Here is a 19,843-nt window from a genome sequence, read left to right as displayed (position 1 = left end):
TAGGCAGGTGAAATATCTCGCCTGATAATTTTCTGAAAAGTCATGAAAACTTGAGGATGTCGCACCGGGTGTAGGTACCGCGTCCACCTTACTTAAACCAATTTGGCGGGTCTCTCTGGTGAAAAGAGCAGGACAAACGCATGAAGAAACCATCGTTTTCAACATCTTTCACAGACTACTTTCCCTCTTTTTAGCTATAATAGTTAGAGGAGGAGTTTTTATGCCAGAGATTGTCAAGTTCTTAATGTCTGTTCACGACCTGCGTGACCATCGCAAAGTCCATCACCTGTTGTCTGATATTATCCTGCTCATTTTCTTTGCCCGTCTAGCTGGAGCAGAATACTAGGAGGAAATCGAAGATTTCGGTAAGGCCTATGAGTCTTCCTTGCGTGCCCTTCTTAAACTGGATAATGGGATTCCCTCTCATGACACCATGCAGCGTGTTTTCGCAACCTTGGATCCTCAAGTCTTGGTAACCGTCACGTTGATGTGGTCAAACCTACTTGAAGAGGCTAGACTGTCTGCGACCACTTTTCCGACCTTTGCCAAAAATCTTCTGGCTATTGATGGGAAAACAATCAGGGGCAATGGTAGTGCCGCTCAAAAAGCCTTTCACATGGTGTCTGCCTATGCGACAGATCAGGGCATCTGTTACGGTCAAGTCGCAACCGATGAAAAAAGTAATGAAATCACAGCTATTCCAGCCCTATTAGACAACATTTCTGTTAAAGGTTGTCTGATTAGTATAGATGCTATGGGAACCCAAAAGGCCATCGCTAATAAGATTATCCAAAAGCAGGGCAACTATTGCCTAGCGGTCAAGGAAAATCAAAAGAACCTGCTAGAAGATATTATCCCCTTCTTTGAGGATAAGGAGGCCATTTCGGATACCTATGAAACCATTGAAAAGGCACACGGACAGGTTGAACAACGCCTCTATGAGGTTGTTACAGATGCTGCTTGGTTGAGAAGGGAACACTCGGATTGGGCTCACATTCAGAGTTTGGGACGGGTGACTTGTCGTTACCAGAAGGGCAGTAAGGAAACAGTTGAAACACGTTATTTTATCTTGAGCACTCAAGTGAGTGGTCGAGAATTGGCTGCTTGTGTTCGTGGGCATTGGGCTATTAAAAGTCTTCATTGGCAATTAGATGTCGTTTTTAGAGAAGATGCCAATAAAACCTTAAACAAACAACTCGCTTTTAACCGAAATGTCATGGATAAGTTCTGCCTAGCCGTCTTAAAACAACTGGATGTGGGCAAAAAGATGAGCCTCAGACGTAAGAAATTTCACCTTAGTTTGGCTTTTGATCAATATTTGAGAAAACTCATCTAGTCAAAAAAGGGAGGAGGAAGGATAAAACACCAAACAGAGGTTCATGCGTTTGTCGTGTGAAAAGAGTAACCTACTTGCCAATTTAGCCTCTATCTGTTAAACTAGAGGGAAGAACATAAAAGGAGCCTATCATGTCTGAACGTGGATTGCTGATTGTCTTTTCTGGTCCATCCGGTGTCGGGAAAGGCACAGTAAGGGAAGCCATTTTTTCAAGCCCAGATAATAAATTTGCCTACTCTGTTTCGATGACGACTCGTCCCCAACGACCTGGGGAGGTTGACGGTGTTGATTATTTCTTCCGCACGCGCGAAGAGTTTGAGGAGCTCATTCGTAACGGTCAAATGTTGGAGTATGCAGAGTACGTCGGTAATTACTACGGCACACCCTTGACCTACGTCAATGAAACCTTGGACAAGGGCATAGACGTTTTTCTCGAAATCGAGGTCCAAGGGGCGCTTCAAGTTCAGAAAAAGGTGCCAGATGGGGTCTTTATCTTTTTGACACCGCCTGATTTAGAAGAATTACAAGACCGTCTGGTCGGTCGAGGGACTGACTCAGAAGACGTCATCGCCCAACGTATCGCACGAGCCAAAGAGGAAATTGCCCTCATGCGAGAATACGATTACGCAGTGGTTAACGATGAAGTTCATCTGGCTGCTGAACGGGTTAAGAAAATTATTGAAGTTGAGCATTTCCGCGTAGAGCGTTGCATCGGTCACTACAATGACATGATCAATGACATTTAAGTTGTTTTTGCTCATTGCTGGAATTGGTCAAAGGAATACGCCACCTCTCCTCGCCTAACTAACTGCTGTCTCTAGTAGGCCCTTGGTCAAAGTGAGACAACAGCAAAGATACTGAATAAGTGCTAATCGTCGATTCAGACTTGTTTAGCTCTGCTATTTTTCCGATATTTACAGAAAAGAGATTATGATATATGATGTTAAAACCTTCTATCGATACCTTGCTGGACAAGGTGCCATCAAAATACTCCCTTTGCGTTCTCCAAGCCAAGCGAGCGCACGAACTTGAAGCGGGTGCCAGGCCAACGACTAAAAGTTTCAGCTCTGTCAAATCAACCCTGCGTGCTTTGGAAGAAATTGAAGCGGGTCTCGTGACCATTCACCCAGAGCCAGATGCTAAACGGGCAGCTGTGCTGGCGCGTATCGAAGCAGAACGCCTCAAACGTGAAGAGGAAGAGCGTAAAATCAAGGAACAAATCGCAAAAGAAAAAGAAGAAGGAGAAAAAATCTAAGGTTGTCCCCAATCTTAGATTTTTCCGTATCACATCATGCCAAAAATTGCCCAGATTATCATCGATTTGCCACTTAAACAGACCGACCAGCCTTACTCTTACTTGGTTCCTGACGAGCTGGTGGCTCTGATTGCAGTTGGCTCACGGGTTCATGTTCCCTTTGGAGCGACAAACCGTCCCTTGCAAGGCTTTGTGGTTGGTTTTGAAGAAATAGCTAATCAGGACATGACGTTAAAGCCTGTTCTAGCAGTCTTGGATTTAGAGCCTGTCCTCAATCAGGAACAGTTGGATTTGGCTGACGCTTTGCGTCGGACAGTCTTTTCTTATAAAATCAGTCTGCTTAAAGCCATGCTGCCCAGCCTTCTCAATTCAGCTTATAACAAGGTGGTCAAGCTTACCTCGATTGATCTTGTTTCAGACCTTTTCCCAACTGGGAAAAAAGAGATGAGGCTGGCAGAGTTGACTGCTGACCAGCAGGTTCAGGTCAAAGACCTGGTTAAGACTGGTCAAGCTGAAGTTGTCTATCTGGCAACAGATAAAAAGCAGATCAAAACGGTCCGCTACTATCAGGTCAATCTTGACCAGCTCGACCGCTCAGCTATTTCCTCAAGAGCAACAAAACGGTTGGAGCTGGCTGAGTTTCTAACTAAACACCCAGATGACGGTAAGGTCAGTGACCTCAATAAGACCTTCTCGCCTGCTGTGGTTAACTGGTTTATAGAGCAAGGGGTGCTGCTAGTGACTGAGCGCGAGGAGAGTCGTAGTCGGGTCTATTTTGAAGGGGTCAAACAGACCGAGTTTATCCAGCTCAACAGCCAGCAACAAGAGACAGTTACCGCAGTAACTGCTGCCATCGGTCAAGAGAGCTCACCCTTTTTGCTAGAGGGGGTGACTGGGTCTGGTAAGACCGAGGTCTATCTCCACATCATCGACCAGACCTTGAAGATGGGCAAAACTGCTATTGTCCTTGTGCCTGAAATTGTCCTGACCCCACAGATGACCAGTCGCTTTATCTCGCGTTTTGGTCGACAGGTGGCCATCATGCACTCCGGGCTATCGGATGGGGAAAAGTACGACGAATGGCTGAAAATCCGCCGTGGACAGGCTAAGGTCGTCGTCGGTGCCCGATCTGCTATTTTTGCTCCCTTAGAGAATATTGGAGCCATCATCATCGATGAGGAGCATGAGGCGACCTATAAGCAAGAATCCAACCCTCGCTACCACGCTAGAGACGTGGCGGTGCTACGTGCCAAATACCATAAGGCTGCTCTGGTGCTCGGATCAGCGACACCCGCCATCGAATCACGAGCTCGTGCTAGCAAAGGGGTTTATCAGCTCTTGACCTTGACCGAACGTGCTAACCCCTTAGCGGTCATTCCGACGGTGGAGGTCGTTGATTTTAGGGATTATATCGGTCAGCAGGAGATGGGCAATTTTACGCCGCCTTTGGTCGAAAAGATCCGTGACCGCTTGAACAAGGGTGAGCAGGTGGTGCTTCTCCTCAACCGCAGGGGATACTCCAGCTTTGTCATGTGTCGGGATTGTTCTTATGTGGATAATTGTGTCAACTGTGACATCTCCCTGACCCTACACATGACCACTCGCACCATGAACTGCCACTACTGTGGCTTTACCAAGGGTATTCCCAGAACCTGTCCGAACTGTCAGAGTGCCTCCATCTCCTACTACGGGACAGGCACGCAAAAGGCTGCTGATGAGCTGGAACAGCTCTTTCCAGAAACCAAAGTTCTCAGGATGGATGTGGACACAACCAAGAAAAAAGGTAGTCACCAGAAACTGTTAGAAGCTTTTGGCAATGGGAAAGCAGACATTTTATTGGGGACCCAGATGATTGCTAAGGGACTGGATTTCCCGAATGTGACCTTGGTCGGGGTCTTAAATGCAGATACCTCGCTCAACCTGCCTGATTTCAGGGCATCCGAGCGGACCTTCCAACTCTTGACCCAGGTGGCTGGTCGGGCTGGTCGGGCGGACAAGGCTGGGGAGGTCATCATCCAGACCTACAACCCCGATCACTATGCCATTACCTTTGCCAAACATCACGATTACGAGGGATTTTACCGTTACGAGATGGGTATACGACGGGCGCTGGGCTACCCACCTTATTTTTACACCGTTGCCCTGACCATTTCCCACAAGGACGAGCAGGCAGTCATTAAGGCCAGCTATGCTTTTCTGGACCTGCTCAAAACTCACCTGTCTGATCAAGTCAGGTATCTGGGTCCTGTCCCAAAAGCTGTCTCCAGAACCCACAACCTTTACCATTACCAGTTGCTACTGACCTTCAAACAAGAACCCAAGCTCCAAGACGCTCTTAATCAACTCCTTGACCTGACTCAAGACAAGACCAATAAGGATTTGAGGGTGAGCATTGACTATGAACCGCAGAATATCATGTGAGTATCTCTTGTTATAGTCCTCCACCAGCAGCTCTCTTGCTGATGAGATGATGTTGCTAAGTAGTCTATCAATCGTTATAGATGTTTTGAAAAATTTCAGTAAAGCACTTGTGGTACTACAATTAAGTCGTCAGAGTGCTTTTCTTGAAGTGCTTGTCCTGTCAGCAAACCAACTGGTGAGGGTTTCCTTGTCAAATATGATATAATAGTAGAGACAAGACGGCCTTGCAAGGGCCGGTAAGATTACCATTAGAAATAGAAAAGAGAAGAGATGACTAAACTGATTTTTATGGGGACACCTGCCTTTTCCGCGACTGTTCTCCAAGGCTTGCTCAACGACGACCGCTACGAGATTATGGCTGTAGTGACCCAGCCTGACCGTGCTGTCGGGCGTAAGAAAACCTTAACCATGACACCGGTTAAGGAGCTGGCTCTTGCCAACAAGCTCCCTGTCTACCAGCCTGAGAAACTCTCTGGCAGTCAGGAGCTAGAAGACCTGATTGCCCTGGGCGCAGACGGCATCATCACGGCAGCCTTTGGGCAGTTTTTGCCTGAACGCCTGCTCAAGTCAATGAGTTTTGCCCTCAACGTTCATGCCTCCCTTTTGCCCAAATACCGTGGCGGGGCGCCTATCCACTACGCCCTCATCAACGGTGACGAGGAGGTCGGCGTGACCATTATGGAGATGGTCAAGGAGATGGATGCTGGGGATATGGTCGCCAAGCGCGTAACCCCGATTTTGGAGAGTGACAACGTCGGCACGCTTTTTGGAAAAATGGCAGAGCTGGGACGTGATTTACTACTGGATTGCCTGCCCAAGTATCTGGCAGGTGAGATTACCCCTGAACCCCAAGACCCTAGCCAAGTCACCTTTTCTCCCAACATTCGACCAGAGGAGGAAGTTATCGACTGGCAGCTGACCAACCGTCAGGTTTTCAACAAGGTCAGAGGGCTTAATCCCTTACCAGTTGCCCATACCTTCCTAGCTGGGGAACGGTTCAAACTCTACGAGGTTGCCGCAGTAGACGGTCAAGGCCAACCTGGTCAAATCATCGCAAAAACCAAGAAAGACCTGATTGTGGCGGCAGGAACTGGCGCTGTTCGCCTCCTGAGTGTTCAGCCTGCTGGCAAGCCAAAAATGCCGATTGCAGACTTTCTCAATGGGGCTGGGCGTGACTTGCAGGTAGGTGACTACTTTGGCTAGGCAGATGGATACCGCAAGGGGACTTGCCCTGCAGATTCTCGAGGAAATCTTTGACCAAGAGGCTTACAGCAACATCGTCCTCAACCAGCACCTGACTAAGACCTCGCTCTCACCAGCTGATAAGGGTTTGGTCACCGAGCTGGTTTATGGCACCGTCGCTCGGAAAATCACACTGGAGTGGTACTTGGCGCACTACATCGCCGACCGAGACAAGCTAGACAGCTGGGTCTACTACCTGCTCATGACCAGCCTTTACCAAATCTTCTATTTGGATAAAATTCCAGACCATGCGGTGGTTAATGCCGCAGTTGACCTTGCGAAAGCACGGCACAAAAACTCAGGGGCGGACAAGCTAGTCAATGCGGTTCTGCGCCGTTTCTTGCGTGAAGAGCGCCCAAACCCTGCTCAGATCAAGCGGGTCAATAAGCGCTATGCTGTGCAATACAGTCTGCCAGTCTGGCTGGTCAAAAAGCTGATAGACCAGTTTGGGGAGGAGCGCGCCGTAGCCATCATGGCAAGCCTCTACGTCCGTAACAAGGCCAGTATCCGAGTGACAGATCCTAATCAGTTGGAGCGGATTAAGGCTGAAACAGGGGCTGACCAGTCGCTCCTGTCACCTGTCGGCTTGACCAAGCATAGCGGGCATTTTGCTGGGACGGCTGATTTTGCTAAAGGCTTAGTGACTATTCAGGACGAGACTAGCCAGCTGGTTGCACCGACCTTAAACCTGCAAGGGCAGGAGCAGGTGCTGGATGCTTGTGCAGCTCCAGGTGGCAAGACAGTTCACATCGCCAGCTATTTGACCACAGGTCAGGTGACAGCTCTGGACCTCTATGACCACAAACTGGACTTGATTACGGAGAATGCTGAGCGTCTCGGAGTGACTGACCGTGTCAAGCTACTCAAACTGGATGCCAGTCAGGTGCACCGCTATTTTCCCAAAGATCACTTTGATAAAATCTTGGTGGATGCGCCTTGTTCAGGGATTGGGCTCATGCGCCGCAAGCCAGACCTCAAATACCGCAAGGAAGCAGGGGATTTCATGGCCTTGCAGACCATTCAGCTAGAGATTCTAGCTAGTGTTTGTCAAACCCTACGGGTTGGTGGTATAATGACCTATAGTACTTGCACGATTGTGGCGGAGGAAAATCAGCAGGTGATCGCAGCCTTTTTGGCCAGCCATCCCAATTTTGAACAGGTGCCTCTTAGCCACGAGCAGGAGAGCATCGTCTCAGAGGGCTGTTTAGTCATTACCCCTGAGCAGTTTGGGACAGATGGTTTCTTTATTGCCCAGTTGTGTCGCCGTTATTAAGGGCCATATAGTGCTGGTACTTCTCGTATCTGAATGAAAGGAAAGATGACAAATGAAAATAGCTTTAAAAACGGACATTGGTCAAAAACGGTCGAACAACCAAGACTATGTCAACAAGTTTGTAAACAAAGGTGGGCAGACTTTAATTGTTTTAGCTGATGGTATGGGTGGTCACAAGGCTGGTCACATTGCTAGTCAGGTGACTGTGACAGATTTGGGGCGTGCCTGGGTTAGTACAGAGTTTACAGAGGGCGACTGGGAGCCTATTCGTTCTTGGCTTTTAGAGACCATCCAAGTTGAAAATCAAAAGATTTTTGAGATGGGGCAAACGGAAGACTACCAAGGCATGGGGACAACCATCGAAGCGTTAGCTCTGGTCGGCAATTATGCCATTTTTGCCCATGTTGGTGACTCTCGTGTTGGCTTAGTCCGAGAAGGTATTTACCATCAGCTGACGAGTGACCATTCCTTGGTTAATGCGCTCGTTAAGGCAGGTCAGCTCACTGCTGAGGAAGCACAGACTCACCCTCAACGCAATATCATTACGCAATCTGTTGGTCAATCGCAGCCATTAGACATTGATTTAGCCATTCAAGAACTGTTCCCAGGCGATTATCTTTTGGTCAATAGTGATGGGCTGACAAACCTTGTTTCTAACGAAGTCATTACCCGTATTATCACAGATGAGTTGAGCCTTGAAGGCAAAGCGGAATTGCTGGTTAATGAAGCTAATTTTGCAGGAGGCTTGGATAATATCACGGTTGCCTTGGTTCAAGTCGGAGGGGAGGTGGCCTGATGCTTGCTACAGGAAAACTATTTGCAGGTCGTTACCGCATTGTTAAATCAATCGGACGAGGTGGCATGGCGGATGTTTATCTCGGACGTGACCTGATTTTAGATGATGAAGAAGTCGCTATCAAAATCCTCCGAACCAACTACCAGACGGACCAAGTCGCTGTTGCACGTTTTCAACGTGAGGCTAGAGCCATGGCTGAACTCAATCATCCCAATATTGTTGGTATCCGTGACATTGGTGAAGACGAAGGACAGCAATTCATTGTCATGGAATACATTGATGGTTGGGACTTGAAAAAATATATCCAAGAAAAAGGTCCTCTCACTAGCGAGGAAGCTAGTCGCATCATGACAGAAGTCTTGTCTGCGATGACCCTAGCGCATCAACAAGGCATTGTTCACCGAGATTTAAAACCACAAAATGTCATACTGACCAAATCAGGTCGTGCTAAGGTAACGGATTTTGGGATAGCTGTTGCTTTTGCAGAAACCAGCCTGACACAGACCAATTCGATGCTGGGGTCGGTTCATTACCTGTCACCTGAGCAGGCGCGTGGGTCAAAAGCGACTGTACAGAGTGACATTTACGCTATGGGGATCATGCTTTATGAGATGCTGACAGGTCACATTCCATTTGACGGAGATAGTGCGGTGACCATTGCGCTTCAGCATTTTCAAAAGCCACTACCGTCTATTTTAGCTGAAAATCCTCAGGTTCCTCAATCCTTGGAAAATATCGTGATTCGAGCGACAGCCAAAAAACTGACTGACCGCTATATTTCAACCTTCCAAATGAGTCGTGACCTTGCTACAGCCCTTTATCCTAGTCGTCGCAACGAACGGCGACTGAGCTTTGAAGAGACAACGGTAACAAAACCTCTGCCGAAGGTTGAACCAACGCCAGTGCCACCGCCTCGTCAGCAAACCCGTGTCAGCCAGATGACACAAACCATTCCAGGTCGGTCGCCACGCGTGGAGCAGACCAGTAGTTATAAACCCGTTGAGGAAAAGGCAGCGCACACCACTAAACGATCTAAACCATCGCTCTTTTCAACGCTTGCTAAAATTCTAGTTGCACTGATGTTTCTTGTGATGACAGGTTTTGCTTATTTAGTATTGAGCAGCCCTGCAACAATTAAAGTCCCAGAACTCATCGGTGTGCCCCAAGAACAAGCCATCCAGAGGTTGACTGATGAAGGGCTTGCTCTAGGTCAGGTGGTCGAGGTTGAAAGCGAAACGGTTGAAAAAGGTCATGTGGTTAAAACCGATCCTGTCGCAGGCACCAACCGCAAAAAAGGTGCCAAGGTCAATCTCTATGTTTCCGCAGGCCGGCTGAGCTTTGAAATGCCAGATTATGTTGGGGAGACGTACGAGAGTGTTGCTTCTCGTTTGTTGTCAGATTATGGGATAACATCTGAACAAATTGTTGTGAAGAATGTGAAGACGACAGAGGAAGAAGCAGGGACGATTCTCAGTCAGAGTCCAAAAGCAGGTTCAACCTACACCATTGGTAAGTCAGGTAAGATAACCTTTGAAGTGGCTGTAAGTAGCTATATCACTATGCCTAATCTCATCGGCACAACGCAGGAGCAGGCGACGGCTCTACTGAAGAACCTAGGTGTCAACTCCTCTAAGATTAAATACTACACGCTGGCTGGCTTAGAAGTTAAAACTCCAGCGGCAGGACGATTAGTTGCTGGTCAGACACCTTACTCAGGGGAACTGTTTAATTTATCAGAAGCAGGCTATATCGAGCTTTATTTGGAAGATGACCCAGCAGAAGCTAGCAGTTCATCAAGCTCGTCATCAAGTGAAGCTTATGTGCCCTCATCGACAACTAGCGACACAAGCACATCGTCAACTTCTGAAACTGGAACGACAACATCAACTCAAACGGAAGGCAGTTAATGCTAACGTTAGTTTGAATAGAAGAGGGAGTTATCAAACCTGAACGGTTTATGATTTCCCTCTTTTTTTTTTGCGGATAAGTTGTTTTATTTCTGCAAAAATGCCTAATTTCTGGTAAAATGCAAGAAAGGAGGGAGACATGAAAAAATTTCAATTCTTTTTACTGGTCGAAGCGGTTCTCCTAGCCTTGGCGCTGATGACGATTTTATCCGAGAGCCTCTACAGTTTTTTGTTAATTTTAGTCGTTGTCTTGTTGGCACTTCGCTTTTATAACCAAGGCAATCAAAGTAATTTTCTTTTGACCGCGGGCTTATTATTACTATTCTTGATCTTTATGCTGAATCCTTTCGTGATTGCAGCTGTGGTACTCGGGGTTGTTTATACCATTATCAACTCTTTTTCACAGGTCAAAGAAAAAAATCAGCTCGCTTTGATTGAATTTAAGTCTCAAGACCTGTCGGTAACGCCCAGACCAAATGACTGGGTTGGCTCTAGCGAACCTGTGTTAACGGAAAGTTACGCTTTTGATGATGTGAATATTATTCGTGTGAGCGGTTCAGATACACTGGACTTGTCAAAGGTCATTCTGGCAGGGTGTGATAATGTCATCATCATCCGTAAGGTGTATGGTCCGACAGTCATTCGTGTACCGGTTGATGTGGCTGTTAGCCTCAATGTTAGTGCAGTGTATGGGACAGTGACGTTTTTTGATTTTCCTGAGTATGATTTACGTAACGAGTCACTGAAACTTGAGGAGGAATCTTATGCCTCGGCTCATCGGTCAGTCAAGATAATGGTTAATCTTATTGCGGGTCAAGTTGAGGTGGTTCGACGATGAAAAAACAAACCATTTTAGTCATGTTTTTGTATGCGGTCGTCATCATCTCAGCAGTTGCCTATATCATTATGACCAGCTTTGGCTTAGGTTTTCCGGACTTGACTGCCAATCCTTTTGGGGTATGGCGTCTCTTGTTTGCGATTGTCTCTTTGAGTCTCTCCTTAACCTTGCTATTTTTGATGGTCTGGTATTGGTCAGATGAAGTGGCAAAACGCCACCTCAATAAAAACCTCAAGCGAATGTTGACTAATCAAACCATCTCCAAACAGCCAAATACAGAGCTGGGAACAAATATCACACGATTGTCTAACAAAATCCAGCAGTTGACAGCTAGTCTGCAAAAAACAGAAAATGCCTACATTCACAATGGTCAAGAGATTGTCCAGCGTGAGCGAAAGCGTATCGCGCGTGACCTGCACGATACGGTCAGTCAGGAGCTGTTTGCAGCAACGATGATTGTATCTGGGTTATCTCAGGTAGTGGGAGATTTAGATATAGAGCAAATCAAACACCAGCTGGTTACGGTGGAAGATATTTTGCAAAATGCTCAAAAAGATTTAAGGATTTTACTTTTGCATCTGCGTCCGACGGAGTTGGAAGGCAAAACCTTGTCAGAAGGCTTTGCCATGATTTTGACAGAGTTAAGGGACAAAAGCGATATGGCGATTAGCTATCATGAGGATATCCAAGGCCTGCCTAAAGTGATTGAAGAACAGCTTTTCCGTATTGCTCAAGAATTTATCAGCAACACCCTCAAACATGCTAAGGCCAGTCAGCTAGATGTTTATCTCAAGCAGACAGTTAACGAAGTCCAGTTAAAAATGATTGACAACGGTGTTGGTTTTGATGTTGATGAAGTGAGGAGTTTGAGCTACGGTTTGAAAAATATCGAAGACCGTATTGAGGATTTGGCTGGCAGTGTACAACTCATAAGCGCTAAAGGTAAGGGAGTATCTATGGATATTCGCGTCCCTATTTTGGAGGAAAACGATGATGAACAAGATTAATGTGATCTTAGTGGATGACCACGAGATGGTGCGCCTGGGGCTTAGCAGTTTTTTAAACATGCAGGCTGATATTGATGTTATTGGGGAAGCTGATAATGGCAGAGCTGGTGTTGAGATGGCGTTAGAGTTGCGACCTGATGTCGTGGTGATGGATTTGGTTATGCCTGAGATAGATGGCGTTGAAGCCACGTTGACACTTCTCAAGAGCTGGTCTGATGTCAACATTTTGGTGTTGACATCTTACCTAGATAATGAAAAAATTTACCCTGTTATTCAAGCAGGCGCAAAAGGCTACATGCTAAAAACCTCCAGCGCTGCAGAAATTCTCCATGCGATTCGAAAAGTGGCCAAAGGGGAGCTAGCTATCCAAACTGAAGTTGATCGTAAATTCCGATACCACAAAAACACGCCTGCGCCTCATGATGAGTTGACTGCCCGTGAGCGTGAAGTTCTGGGATTGCTAGCCAAAGGTTATGATAATCAGACCATCGCTGATGTGTCCTTCATCTCGCTCAAAACAGTGAAAACCCATGTGTCTAACATTTTAGCTAAGTTAGGCGTATCAGACCGTACACAAGCAGTTGTCTATGCATTTCAGCATAATTTGGTGGAAAAAGATAACTAGCTTAGTGCGTACCACCAAGCTAGTTGCTGATGAAAAAAATAAAACAAATCAACTGGTCGTTCTTTTGGAACGACTGGTTTTTAGCTTTATGGTATAATAGAGAGAAATTGTTAAAAGTGAGGAAATGATATGCAGGTAAAATTACGTTATAAAGCAAAAAAAATCAAGGCTGTTTTCTTTGATATCGATGATACCTTACGTGTCAAGGCGACCAGCTACATGCCAGAAACCATCAGCTATGTCTTCGACCAACTACGAGCGAAAGGGATTGTGACAGGCATTGCTTCTGGTCGAGCGATTTACGGTGTTGTGCCAGAAATTCGAGCACTCAATCCGGACTATTTTGTTACCATCAATGGGTCATATGTTGAGGACAAAAAAGGTAAGGAATTGTTTTCAGAGCCAATTCCACAGGAGCTGGTTGAGCAGTTTGTTGCTTGGTGTGATGAAGTTGGGATTGACTACGGTTTTGTAGGTAGCCAAAAGGCTGTCGTCTCTAAACGCACCGCTATTGTTGAACTTGCCCTCGATCCAGTCTATGGGGAACTAGCCGTTGAGCCAGACTTTCACAAAGACCATGCGGTTTACCAGATGTGGACGATTGAGGAAATCGGTGATGACCTGCAACTACCAGAAGCTCTAGCCAAAGACCTTCGTTTGGTGCGTTGGCATAAGAACTCATCTGATGTCGTTTTGACCCATGTTAGCAAGGCCCTCGGGGTAGAACAAGTTGCCAAAGCCCTTGACCTCAAACCTGAAAATATTTTAGTCTTTGGCGATGAGAGAAATGACTTGGAAGTTTTTGATTACGCAGGTCTGTCAGTCGCTATGGGTGGTGCGATTGAAGCCATTAAAGAAAAAGCCGATTTGGTGACTGATTCTGTTGAAGAAGATGGCATTTACAAGGCATTAGTAAAACTGGGTCTGATTGATGAAAAATTAACCCTGCCTCAGCTACATTTGGACCAACATCAAGGACCAATCGTCACCTTCCATACCAACCAAGGGGACATGACCCTCAAACTTTTCTCAGAGCAAGCGCCAAAAACGGTGGCCAACCTCATTGCCCTTGCTAAGTCAGGTTACTATGACGGTGTGATTTTCCACCGTATTATCAAGGAATTTATGATTCAAGGCGGTGACCCAACAGGCACCGGTATGGGTGGCGAGTCTATCTACGGTGATCGCTTTGAGGACGAGTTCTCTGCGGAGCTCTACCACATTCGAGGAGCTCTGTCTATGGCTAACGCCGGTCCAAATACCAATGGTAGCCAGTTCTTCATTGTGCAAAATAGCAAGTTAGCCTTTAGCAAAAAGGAGTTGACCCGCGGTGGGTGGCCAGAAGCCATTACAGAGGTTTATGCAAAGGAGGGCGGCACCCCGCATTTGGATCGTCGCCATACCGTTTTCGGGCAAATTGCTGACGCTACTTCCTTTGAGGTGCTAGACAAGATTGCTGCTCTTGAAACGGATTATGCTGACCGACCTTTGGAAGACGTTGTCATTGAGCATGTTGAGGTGATTGACTGATGAAAGTTGGCGATACCTTAACAGGCACGGTAATTGGCATCAAGCCTTACGGTATTTTTGTTGAACTTCCAAATAATCTGGTTGGTCTGGTTCATATTTCGGAACTAAAGTCAGGATATGTTGATAACATTTATCAGCAAGTCGCGATAGGTCAAGAAGTGATCGTACAGATTATCGACATTGATGAGTACAGTAAAAAAGTGAGTTTTTCCATGCGCAGCCTTGCTTCAAAAGGTCAACCGCTGGCAAACTTTCATCGGTTTTCCCGTCACCGCTATCGTACAGGCTTCGCACCTCTACGCGACCAGCTTCCTAAATGGATTGCGGAAGGGATAAAGCGGCTATCTGAACAACAAAAGGGGCAAGAAAGCTGATGCCTTATACAAATTTATTCTTCGACCTGGACCATACGTTACTGGATTTTGATGCAGCAGAAGGGGTGGCATTGCACCGGTTGCTGAGAGATTTTAATGTTGTTGACTTACCTGCCTATCACACTGCCTATCAGACCATTAATCGTCAACTTTGGAGAGACTTGGAAGCTGGTAAAGTCAGCAAGCAGGAGTTAATCGACAGTCGATTTGCTCGCTTGTTTGCCCATTTTGGGCAGGCTGTAGATGGGCGACAACTGGCCAACATCTACGAAACTTATCTTAGCCAGCAAGGTCAAACCTATCCTGGTGCAGAAGCTCTGCTATTGACCCTAAAAGCCAAAGGCTACAAACTCTATGCCGCGACCAATGGCGTCGCTACTATCCAAGAGGGGCGACTCAATTGCTCTGGGTTAGTTGGCTACTTTGAGGCGGTTTTTATCTCCGAGCAAATCGGTTTTCCGAAACCAGATAGGCGCTTTTTTGAGAAAATAGCAGAGCAAGTAGATGGTTTTTCCCTGTCAACGAGCTTGATGATAGGGGACAACCAACTGGCAGATATCAAGGGAGCACGTGAATTTGGGATGGATACGGTGTTTTATAACCCACATCACCGTGAACTTGATGACGATAGTTATCCGACTTATACCGTAGCCGATTATGAAGAGTTGTTAAAACTTTTAGAGCGCTAAAAAAAGAGCGTGACGCTCTTTTTTACAGGCTGGATAAGCCTTAGCGAGCTGTCCGACGACGAGCTGCTTTTTTACGGTTTTCTTCGATGAATGCTGCTTTTTCCTCTTCAGGATCAATAATGGTTTTTTTAACCGCAAAAACAGCTCCTGCCACAGCAGCTGCTGTGCTGACGATGCCTGTTAGTAAACCTTTTGTAAATGAACCTTTTTTAGCCATAGGTATTCTCCTTTTCTTGTGTTATAATAAGTGTAACGAAAAAACTGTTAAAATTCAAGAAAAAAGTGTGAAAGGAAGGGCAGATGCGACAATTTCAGTCTGAAGACCTAGTTCAGAAGACTAAGAAAGCTATCATTAAAAGTGGTCCCAAATCTAGTAACAGTTTTAGTCAGATGATGAGGCGGATGGATGACTCTCACATAAAACAAGGTCTGATACCAGTCTTTGACGATTACCTTGAATTAGCTCGTCCTTTTCTCGATTTTTGGGCAGTGGTTGTTCATGGTAAAATGCCCCCAAAGAAAGCACTCCATTCGTTTGAAAGGCAGGTGAATGATGCCAACTAAATTACTTGTTATCGTCGGTCCAACAGCTGTTGGTAAAACAGCTCTAGGCATTCAGCTCGCTCAGGCCCTTGATGGAGAGATTATCTCAGGGGATAGCCAGCAGGTCTATCGTGGTTTGGATATTGGGACCGCTAAGGCCAGTCCATTAGAGCAAGCGGCAGCAGTCCACCACTTGATTGATGTCCGAGAGGTGACACAGACCTATTCGGCTTATGATTTTGTGACAGAAGCAAGGGCTGCTATAGATGATATTCTTAGCCGTGGCAAATTGCCGATTATTGTAGGAGGGACAGGCCTCTATATTCAGAGCTTGCTAGAGGGCTATCACTTAGGCGGTGACCTGGATCAGGCGGCAGTTCTTACTTATCGCCAATCACTCGAGCAACTATCTGATGAAGCTCTCTTTGAAAAAATAGCCGAGCAGAAGCTCACCCTCTCACAGCCCAACAGACGTCGAGCGATCAGAGCACTCGAGTTAGCCAAATTTGGGCAAGAACTAACCAACCAACCAACTGATTACGATGCTTACATCATCGGTTTGACCGATGACCGCGTCATTCTCTATGACCGCATCAACCAACGCGTTGATAAGATGGTAACGCAAGGTCTTTTAGAAGAAGCTAGATGGTTGTATGATCATCACCGTGATGCCCAAGCAAGCCGTGGAATTGGCTACAAAGAGCTATTCCCCTATTTTGCAGGAGAATGTCACCTAGATACCGCCATTGACAAGCTAAAACAGCAGACACGCCGTTTTGCAAAACGACAGCTAACCTGGTTTCGTAACCGCATGTCTGTCCATTTTTATAACATTAGCCAGGTTAAATCAGATGATATCCTAGCAGATGTCACTCAATTTTTGACAGATACAGCAAAAAACCAAGATTAGGCATCGCCTAATCTTGGTTTTTATAAAGATAACAACTAGTCGTCATCTGTTGGAGTTTGAGGTGTCACAATTTCAGTGTAGTTGCTGTACATTTCCTTGACGTCATCAGGGAGCCCAGAATCTGATAAAATCTTGTCAAAACGGCTGGTGCTATAGAATGGATAAAAGTCATATTTACCAAACTTTGTGTGATCCGCCAACAGGTATTTGTCAATAGCACTATCGATGGAGAGCTGTTGGGTCTTTCCTTCTGTCTCGCTATAGGTAGAAATCAAGTCCTTATAAATAGCATTAGCACTGACAAAGACCTTAGAGCATTTGATGCTCTTAATGCTCTGATCGGCCAAACTACCGATAAAGGAACCCGTAATATCGCGGTATTTGCCACCAATTAAAATAACATCAATGGTAGGACTAGTCATCAAGATATTAAACACCGGCAAACTGTTTGTAATAATCCGAAGATTACGGTCAAGTACCTTTCTCGCCAAACACTCTAGTGTCGTCCCTGGGCCGAAAAAGATGGTTTCATTGTCTTGGATCAATGGCAGAGCTAAATCGGCAATTTCTTCCTTTTCAGCCATTTGTTGAGTGAGCTTTTCAGTGTTAGACTTTTCGTAGTTCTGATTGTTTTCGATGCTCTGAGCCCCACCATGAACGCGAATTAATTTGCCGGCTTTTTCTAATTCATCCAAATCACGGCGAACAGTCATATCAGAAACATCCAACTCAGCAACAATTTCATGAACGGTAATCAAGCCTCGTTTATTAACCCATTCCAAAATACGTTGCAGACGCTCGTTTTTTAACATGTAGCACCTCTTTCTCTCTTGTTTTTTTACTCTTAGCATAACACAGACAGACGAAAAAATCAAACCAGAACGCAACCCTCTAAAAACAAACAAAAACAAACAAAAACTATTGACATTTTCTGAAAACTATTGTAAAATAATAGTGTAAAATTTTTATAGAAAGGAGAACGAGATGATTTTAACCATTACCATGAACCCTTCGGTAGATGTTGCTTATCTCTTAGAGAGACTGGTTCTTGACAAGGTCAATCGAGTCCCTAATGCCCGTAAAACGGCAGGAGGCAAGGGGTTGAATGTCACACGAGTACTCGCAGAAGTTGGCGACCAGGTTTTGGCTAGTGGTTGCTTGGGCGGACGACTGGGCGATTATATAGAAGATAACTTACCAGAAAATGTTGAGTCAGCTTTCTTTAGAATTGCTGGCGAGACACGGAACTGTGTTGCCATCTTACATGATGACGGTCAACAAACCGAGATATTGGAAGCAGGACCGACCTTATCTGAGCAAGAGACTCAGGACTTTCTCCGTTACTTTGAACAACTTCTGGATAAGACCGCAGTAGTGGTGCTCTCAGGTAGTCTTCCAGCAGGTTTGCCAACAGACTATTATGTTCGCTTAGTGAACTTGGCACAACAGGCGGGTAAACCAGTTGTCCTAGACTGTTCAGGGGCAAGCCTAGAGGCTGTCTTATGGTCAGAACATAAACCGACAGTCATTAAGCCGAATAACGATGAGTTATCTGATTTGCTGGGCATCGAAGTGACTAAAGACATTGACCAACTCAAGACTGTTTTGCAGGATGACCTCTTTGCAGGGATTGAGTGGATTGTGGTGTCTCTGGGAGCAGGTGGTGCCTTTGCTAAGCATGGTGACAAGTTCTACCGAGTAACTATCCCCAAAATCGATGTGGTCAATCCTGTCGGTTCAGGCGACTCCACTGTTGCGGGTATTGCGTCAGCTATTTTCCATCAGGAAAGTGACCAAGACTTACTTAAAAAAGCCAATGTCCTGGGCATGCTCAATGCCCAAGAAGAAATGACCGGTCATGTCAATATGGCCAACTATGATAAACTGTATCAACAATTAAAAGTAGAAGAGGTGTAACATGACATTAACAGCAAACAAACGTGCATTTATGGAAAAACTGTCAGATAGCAAGGGCGTCATTTCGGCGCTTGCTTTTGACCAACGCGGAGCTCTTAAAAAAATGATGGCTAAGCATCAAACAGAAGAGCCAACTGTGGCGCAAATTGAAGAACTCAAAAGCTTAGTATCAGAAGAATTGACCAAGTATGCTTCATCTATCTTGCTTGATCCTGAGTACGGCTTGCCAGCGGTGCAAGTCAAAGATGAAAATGCAGGTCTTCTGTTAGCCTATGAAAAGACTGGCTACGATGCCAGCACGCCAGGTCGTTTGCCTGACTGTTTGGTAGAATGGTCTGCAAAACGCCTCAAAGAGCAAGGGGCTGATGCTGTAAAATTCCTCCTATACTATGATGTGGATGGTGATGAGTACATCAACTTACAAAAACAAGCCTACATGGAGCGTATCGGTTCTGAGTGTAGGGCAGAGGATATCCCATTCTATCTAGAAATCCTCAGCTACGATGAAACTATCGAAGACAACGCTAGCCCAGAATTTGCTAAAGTCAAGCCTCGTAAAGTGATTGAAGCTATGAAAGTCTTCTCAGATGAGCGTTTTGGCGTGGATGTCTTGAAGGTTGAAGTTCCTGTTAACATGAATTATGTTGAAGGTTTTGCAACTGGCGAAGTAGTTTACACTAAAGAAGAAGCAGCCGAGTTCTTCCGTCAACAAGAAGCAGCAACCGATCTGCCATATATCTACCTGTCAGCAGGTGTTTCCAGCAAACTCTTCCAAGATACTTTGGTTTTTGCCGCTGAAGCAGGTGCTAAATTCAACGGCGTGCTTTGCGGACGTGCGACTTGGGCTGGTTCAGTTGAAGTTTACATTAAAGAAGGTAAAGAAGCAGCTCGCGAGTGGTTGCGCACAGAAGGCTTCAAAAACATTGATGACCTCAACAAGGTATTGGAAACAACTGCAACACCTTGGACAGAAAAAGCCTAAATCAATAAAGACTAAAAACAAGGGACATGCCTTGTTTTTAGTTTTTTTTTCAGTACAATAATCATATCTTACACAATTTTCCCAAAAAACATTATCAGCTGAAGAAAAAAATAAAATTCGCAAATTCAGTCTTGATTTACTCAATATCGCCAGGAATGGGCTATTGAAAAGAGGATTTAAGGAAGAAAACTACTTAAC

Annotated in this window: 19 protein-coding genes and 1 pseudogene; 18 read left to right on the top strand and 2 right to left on the bottom strand. The window is 45.7% G+C overall.

The genetic code is table 11. The features are described from left to right. The first annotated feature begins 220 nt into the window (after nt 1–220). The 14 genes and pseudogenes from ACERC5_RS01895 to ACERC5_RS01830 all read left to right on the top strand — a co-directional run bounded on the left by ACERC5_RS01895 (nt 221) and on the right by ACERC5_RS01830 (nt 15,293). Nucleotides 221–1,336: pseudogene (locus ACERC5_RS01895) on the top strand (ISAs1 family transposase). A gap of 131 nt (nt 1,337–1,467) precedes the next feature. Next, complete coding sequence (gene gmk, locus ACERC5_RS01890) at nt 1,468–2,082, top strand: guanylate kinase (protein WP_373659417.1); 615 nt, start codon at nt 1,468–1,470, stop codon at nt 2,080–2,082. Between the two features lie 191 nt (nt 2,083–2,273). Beyond that, on the top strand, nt 2,274–2,591 hold the full coding sequence (gene rpoZ, locus ACERC5_RS01885; RefSeq protein WP_373659418.1) for a DNA-directed RNA polymerase subunit omega: 318 nt from the start codon (nt 2,274–2,276) through the stop codon (nt 2,589–2,591). Between the two features lie 36 nt (nt 2,592–2,627). Then, the gene (locus tag ACERC5_RS01880; RefSeq protein ID WP_373659419.1) at nt 2,628–5,012 is read left to right on the top strand and encodes a primosomal protein N'; all 2,385 of its coding nucleotides are present in this window, start codon (nt 2,628–2,630) and stop codon (nt 5,010–5,012) included. A gap of 270 nt (nt 5,013–5,282) precedes the next feature. Beyond that, nucleotides 5,283–6,215: a methionyl-tRNA formyltransferase gene (gene fmt / locus ACERC5_RS01875; RefSeq protein ID WP_373659421.1), complete on the top strand. Its 933-nt coding sequence runs from the start codon at nt 5,283–5,285 to the stop codon at nt 6,213–6,215. Between the two features lie 4 nt (nt 6,216–6,219). Next, nucleotides 6,220–7,527, top strand: coding sequence for a 16S rRNA (cytosine(967)-C(5))-methyltransferase RsmB (rsmB, locus tag ACERC5_RS01870; RefSeq protein ID WP_373659434.1), 1,308 nt, complete (start codon nt 6,220–6,222; stop codon nt 7,525–7,527). A gap of 52 nt (nt 7,528–7,579) precedes the next feature. After that, the gene (locus tag ACERC5_RS01865; protein ID WP_018368467.1) at nt 7,580–8,323 is read left to right on the top strand and encodes a Stp1/IreP family PP2C-type Ser/Thr phosphatase; all 744 of its coding nucleotides are present in this window, start codon (nt 7,580–7,582) and stop codon (nt 8,321–8,323) included. After that, nucleotides 8,323–10,230 carry a Stk1 family PASTA domain-containing Ser/Thr kinase gene (pknB, locus tag ACERC5_RS01860; protein ID WP_373659423.1) on the top strand — a complete coding sequence of 636 codons (1,908 nt, stop codon included), beginning with the start codon at nt 8,323–8,325 and terminating at the stop codon, nt 10,228–10,230. The genes ACERC5_RS01865 and pknB overlap by 1 nt, the downstream gene beginning before the upstream one ends. 139 nt (nt 10,231–10,369) lie before the next feature. Continuing rightward, on the top strand, nt 10,370–11,068 hold the full coding sequence (gene liaF, locus ACERC5_RS01855) for a cell wall-active antibiotics response protein LiaF (protein ID WP_018368469.1): 699 nt from the start codon (nt 10,370–10,372) through the stop codon (nt 11,066–11,068). Beyond that, nucleotides 11,065–12,075 (top strand): sensor histidine kinase, encoded by a 1,011-nt coding sequence (locus ACERC5_RS01850; RefSeq protein ID WP_373659424.1) that lies wholly within the window; start codon nt 11,065–11,067, stop codon nt 12,073–12,075. The genes liaF and ACERC5_RS01850 overlap by 4 nt, the downstream gene beginning before the upstream one ends. Further along, entirely contained in the window at nt 12,059–12,700 is a 642-nt protein-coding gene (locus tag ACERC5_RS01845; RefSeq protein ID WP_373659425.1) for a response regulator, read from the top strand. Before ACERC5_RS01850 ends, ACERC5_RS01845 begins: the two co-directional genes overlap by 17 nt. 129 nt (nt 12,701–12,829) lie before the next feature. Further along, the gene (locus ACERC5_RS01840) at nt 12,830–14,230 is read left to right on the top strand and encodes a Cof-type HAD-IIB family hydrolase (RefSeq protein WP_373659426.1); all 1,401 of its coding nucleotides are present in this window, start codon (nt 12,830–12,832) and stop codon (nt 14,228–14,230) included. Then, on the top strand, nt 14,230–14,604 hold the full coding sequence (locus ACERC5_RS01835) for a CvfD/Ygs/GSP13 family RNA-binding post-transcriptional regulator (RefSeq protein WP_373659427.1): 375 nt from the start codon (nt 14,230–14,232) through the stop codon (nt 14,602–14,604). The genes ACERC5_RS01840 and ACERC5_RS01835 overlap by 1 nt, the downstream gene beginning before the upstream one ends. Further along, on the top strand, nt 14,604–15,293 hold the full coding sequence (locus ACERC5_RS01830; RefSeq protein WP_373659428.1) for a YjjG family noncanonical pyrimidine nucleotidase: 690 nt from the start codon (nt 14,604–14,606) through the stop codon (nt 15,291–15,293). The genes ACERC5_RS01835 and ACERC5_RS01830 overlap by 1 nt, the downstream gene beginning before the upstream one ends. Before the next feature lie 40 nt (nt 15,294–15,333). On the opposite strand, the gene ACERC5_RS01825 is transcribed toward ACERC5_RS01830, so the two are convergent. After that, the gene (locus ACERC5_RS01825) at nt 15,334–15,510 is read right to left on the bottom strand and encodes a DUF3042 family protein (protein ID WP_018368475.1); all 177 of its coding nucleotides are present in this window, start codon (nt 15,508–15,510) and stop codon (nt 15,334–15,336) included. Nucleotides 15,511–15,593: 83 nt separating this feature from the next. Here ACERC5_RS01825 and ACERC5_RS01820 point away from each other — a divergent pair, with 83 nt between their 5' ends. Both ACERC5_RS01820 and miaA read left to right on the top strand, forming a co-directional pair. Beyond that, complete coding sequence (locus ACERC5_RS01820; protein ID WP_373659429.1) at nt 15,594–15,857, top strand: hypothetical protein; 264 nt, start codon at nt 15,594–15,596, stop codon at nt 15,855–15,857. Beyond that, a complete protein-coding gene (gene miaA / locus ACERC5_RS01815; protein ID WP_373659430.1) occupies nt 15,847–16,746 on the top strand; it encodes a tRNA (adenosine(37)-N6)-dimethylallyltransferase MiaA in 900 nt (299 codons plus the stop codon). Before ACERC5_RS01820 ends, miaA begins: the two co-directional genes overlap by 11 nt. A gap of 35 nt (nt 16,747–16,781) precedes the next feature. Here miaA and ACERC5_RS01810 read toward each other — a convergent pair whose 3' ends face one another. Next, nucleotides 16,782–17,558 carry a DeoR/GlpR family DNA-binding transcription regulator gene (locus ACERC5_RS01810; RefSeq protein ID WP_018368478.1) on the bottom strand — a complete coding sequence of 259 codons (777 nt, stop codon included), beginning with the start codon at nt 17,556–17,558 and terminating at the stop codon, nt 16,782–16,784. 172 nt (nt 17,559–17,730) lie between these two features. Between ACERC5_RS01810 and ACERC5_RS01805 the strand changes: the two genes are divergently transcribed. Continuing rightward, nucleotides 17,731–18,663: a tagatose-6-phosphate kinase gene (locus tag ACERC5_RS01805; protein ID WP_373659432.1), complete on the top strand. Its 933-nt coding sequence runs from the start codon at nt 17,731–17,733 to the stop codon at nt 18,661–18,663. A 1-nt stretch (nt 18,664) separates the two neighbouring features. Beyond that, entirely contained in the window at nt 18,665–19,645 is a 981-nt protein-coding gene (lacD, locus tag ACERC5_RS01800; RefSeq protein ID WP_373659433.1) for a tagatose-bisphosphate aldolase, read from the top strand. Nucleotides 19,646–19,843 lie beyond the last annotated feature (198 nt).

The sequence above is a fragment of the Streptococcus sp. E24BD genome (genome assembly GCF_041807825.1).
Lineage (GTDB): Bacteria > Bacillota > Bacilli > Lactobacillales > Streptococcaceae > Streptococcus > Streptococcus entericus.
Note: the sequence above shows the minus strand (reverse complement) of the source record. Positions and strands in the feature narration are given on the sequence as shown.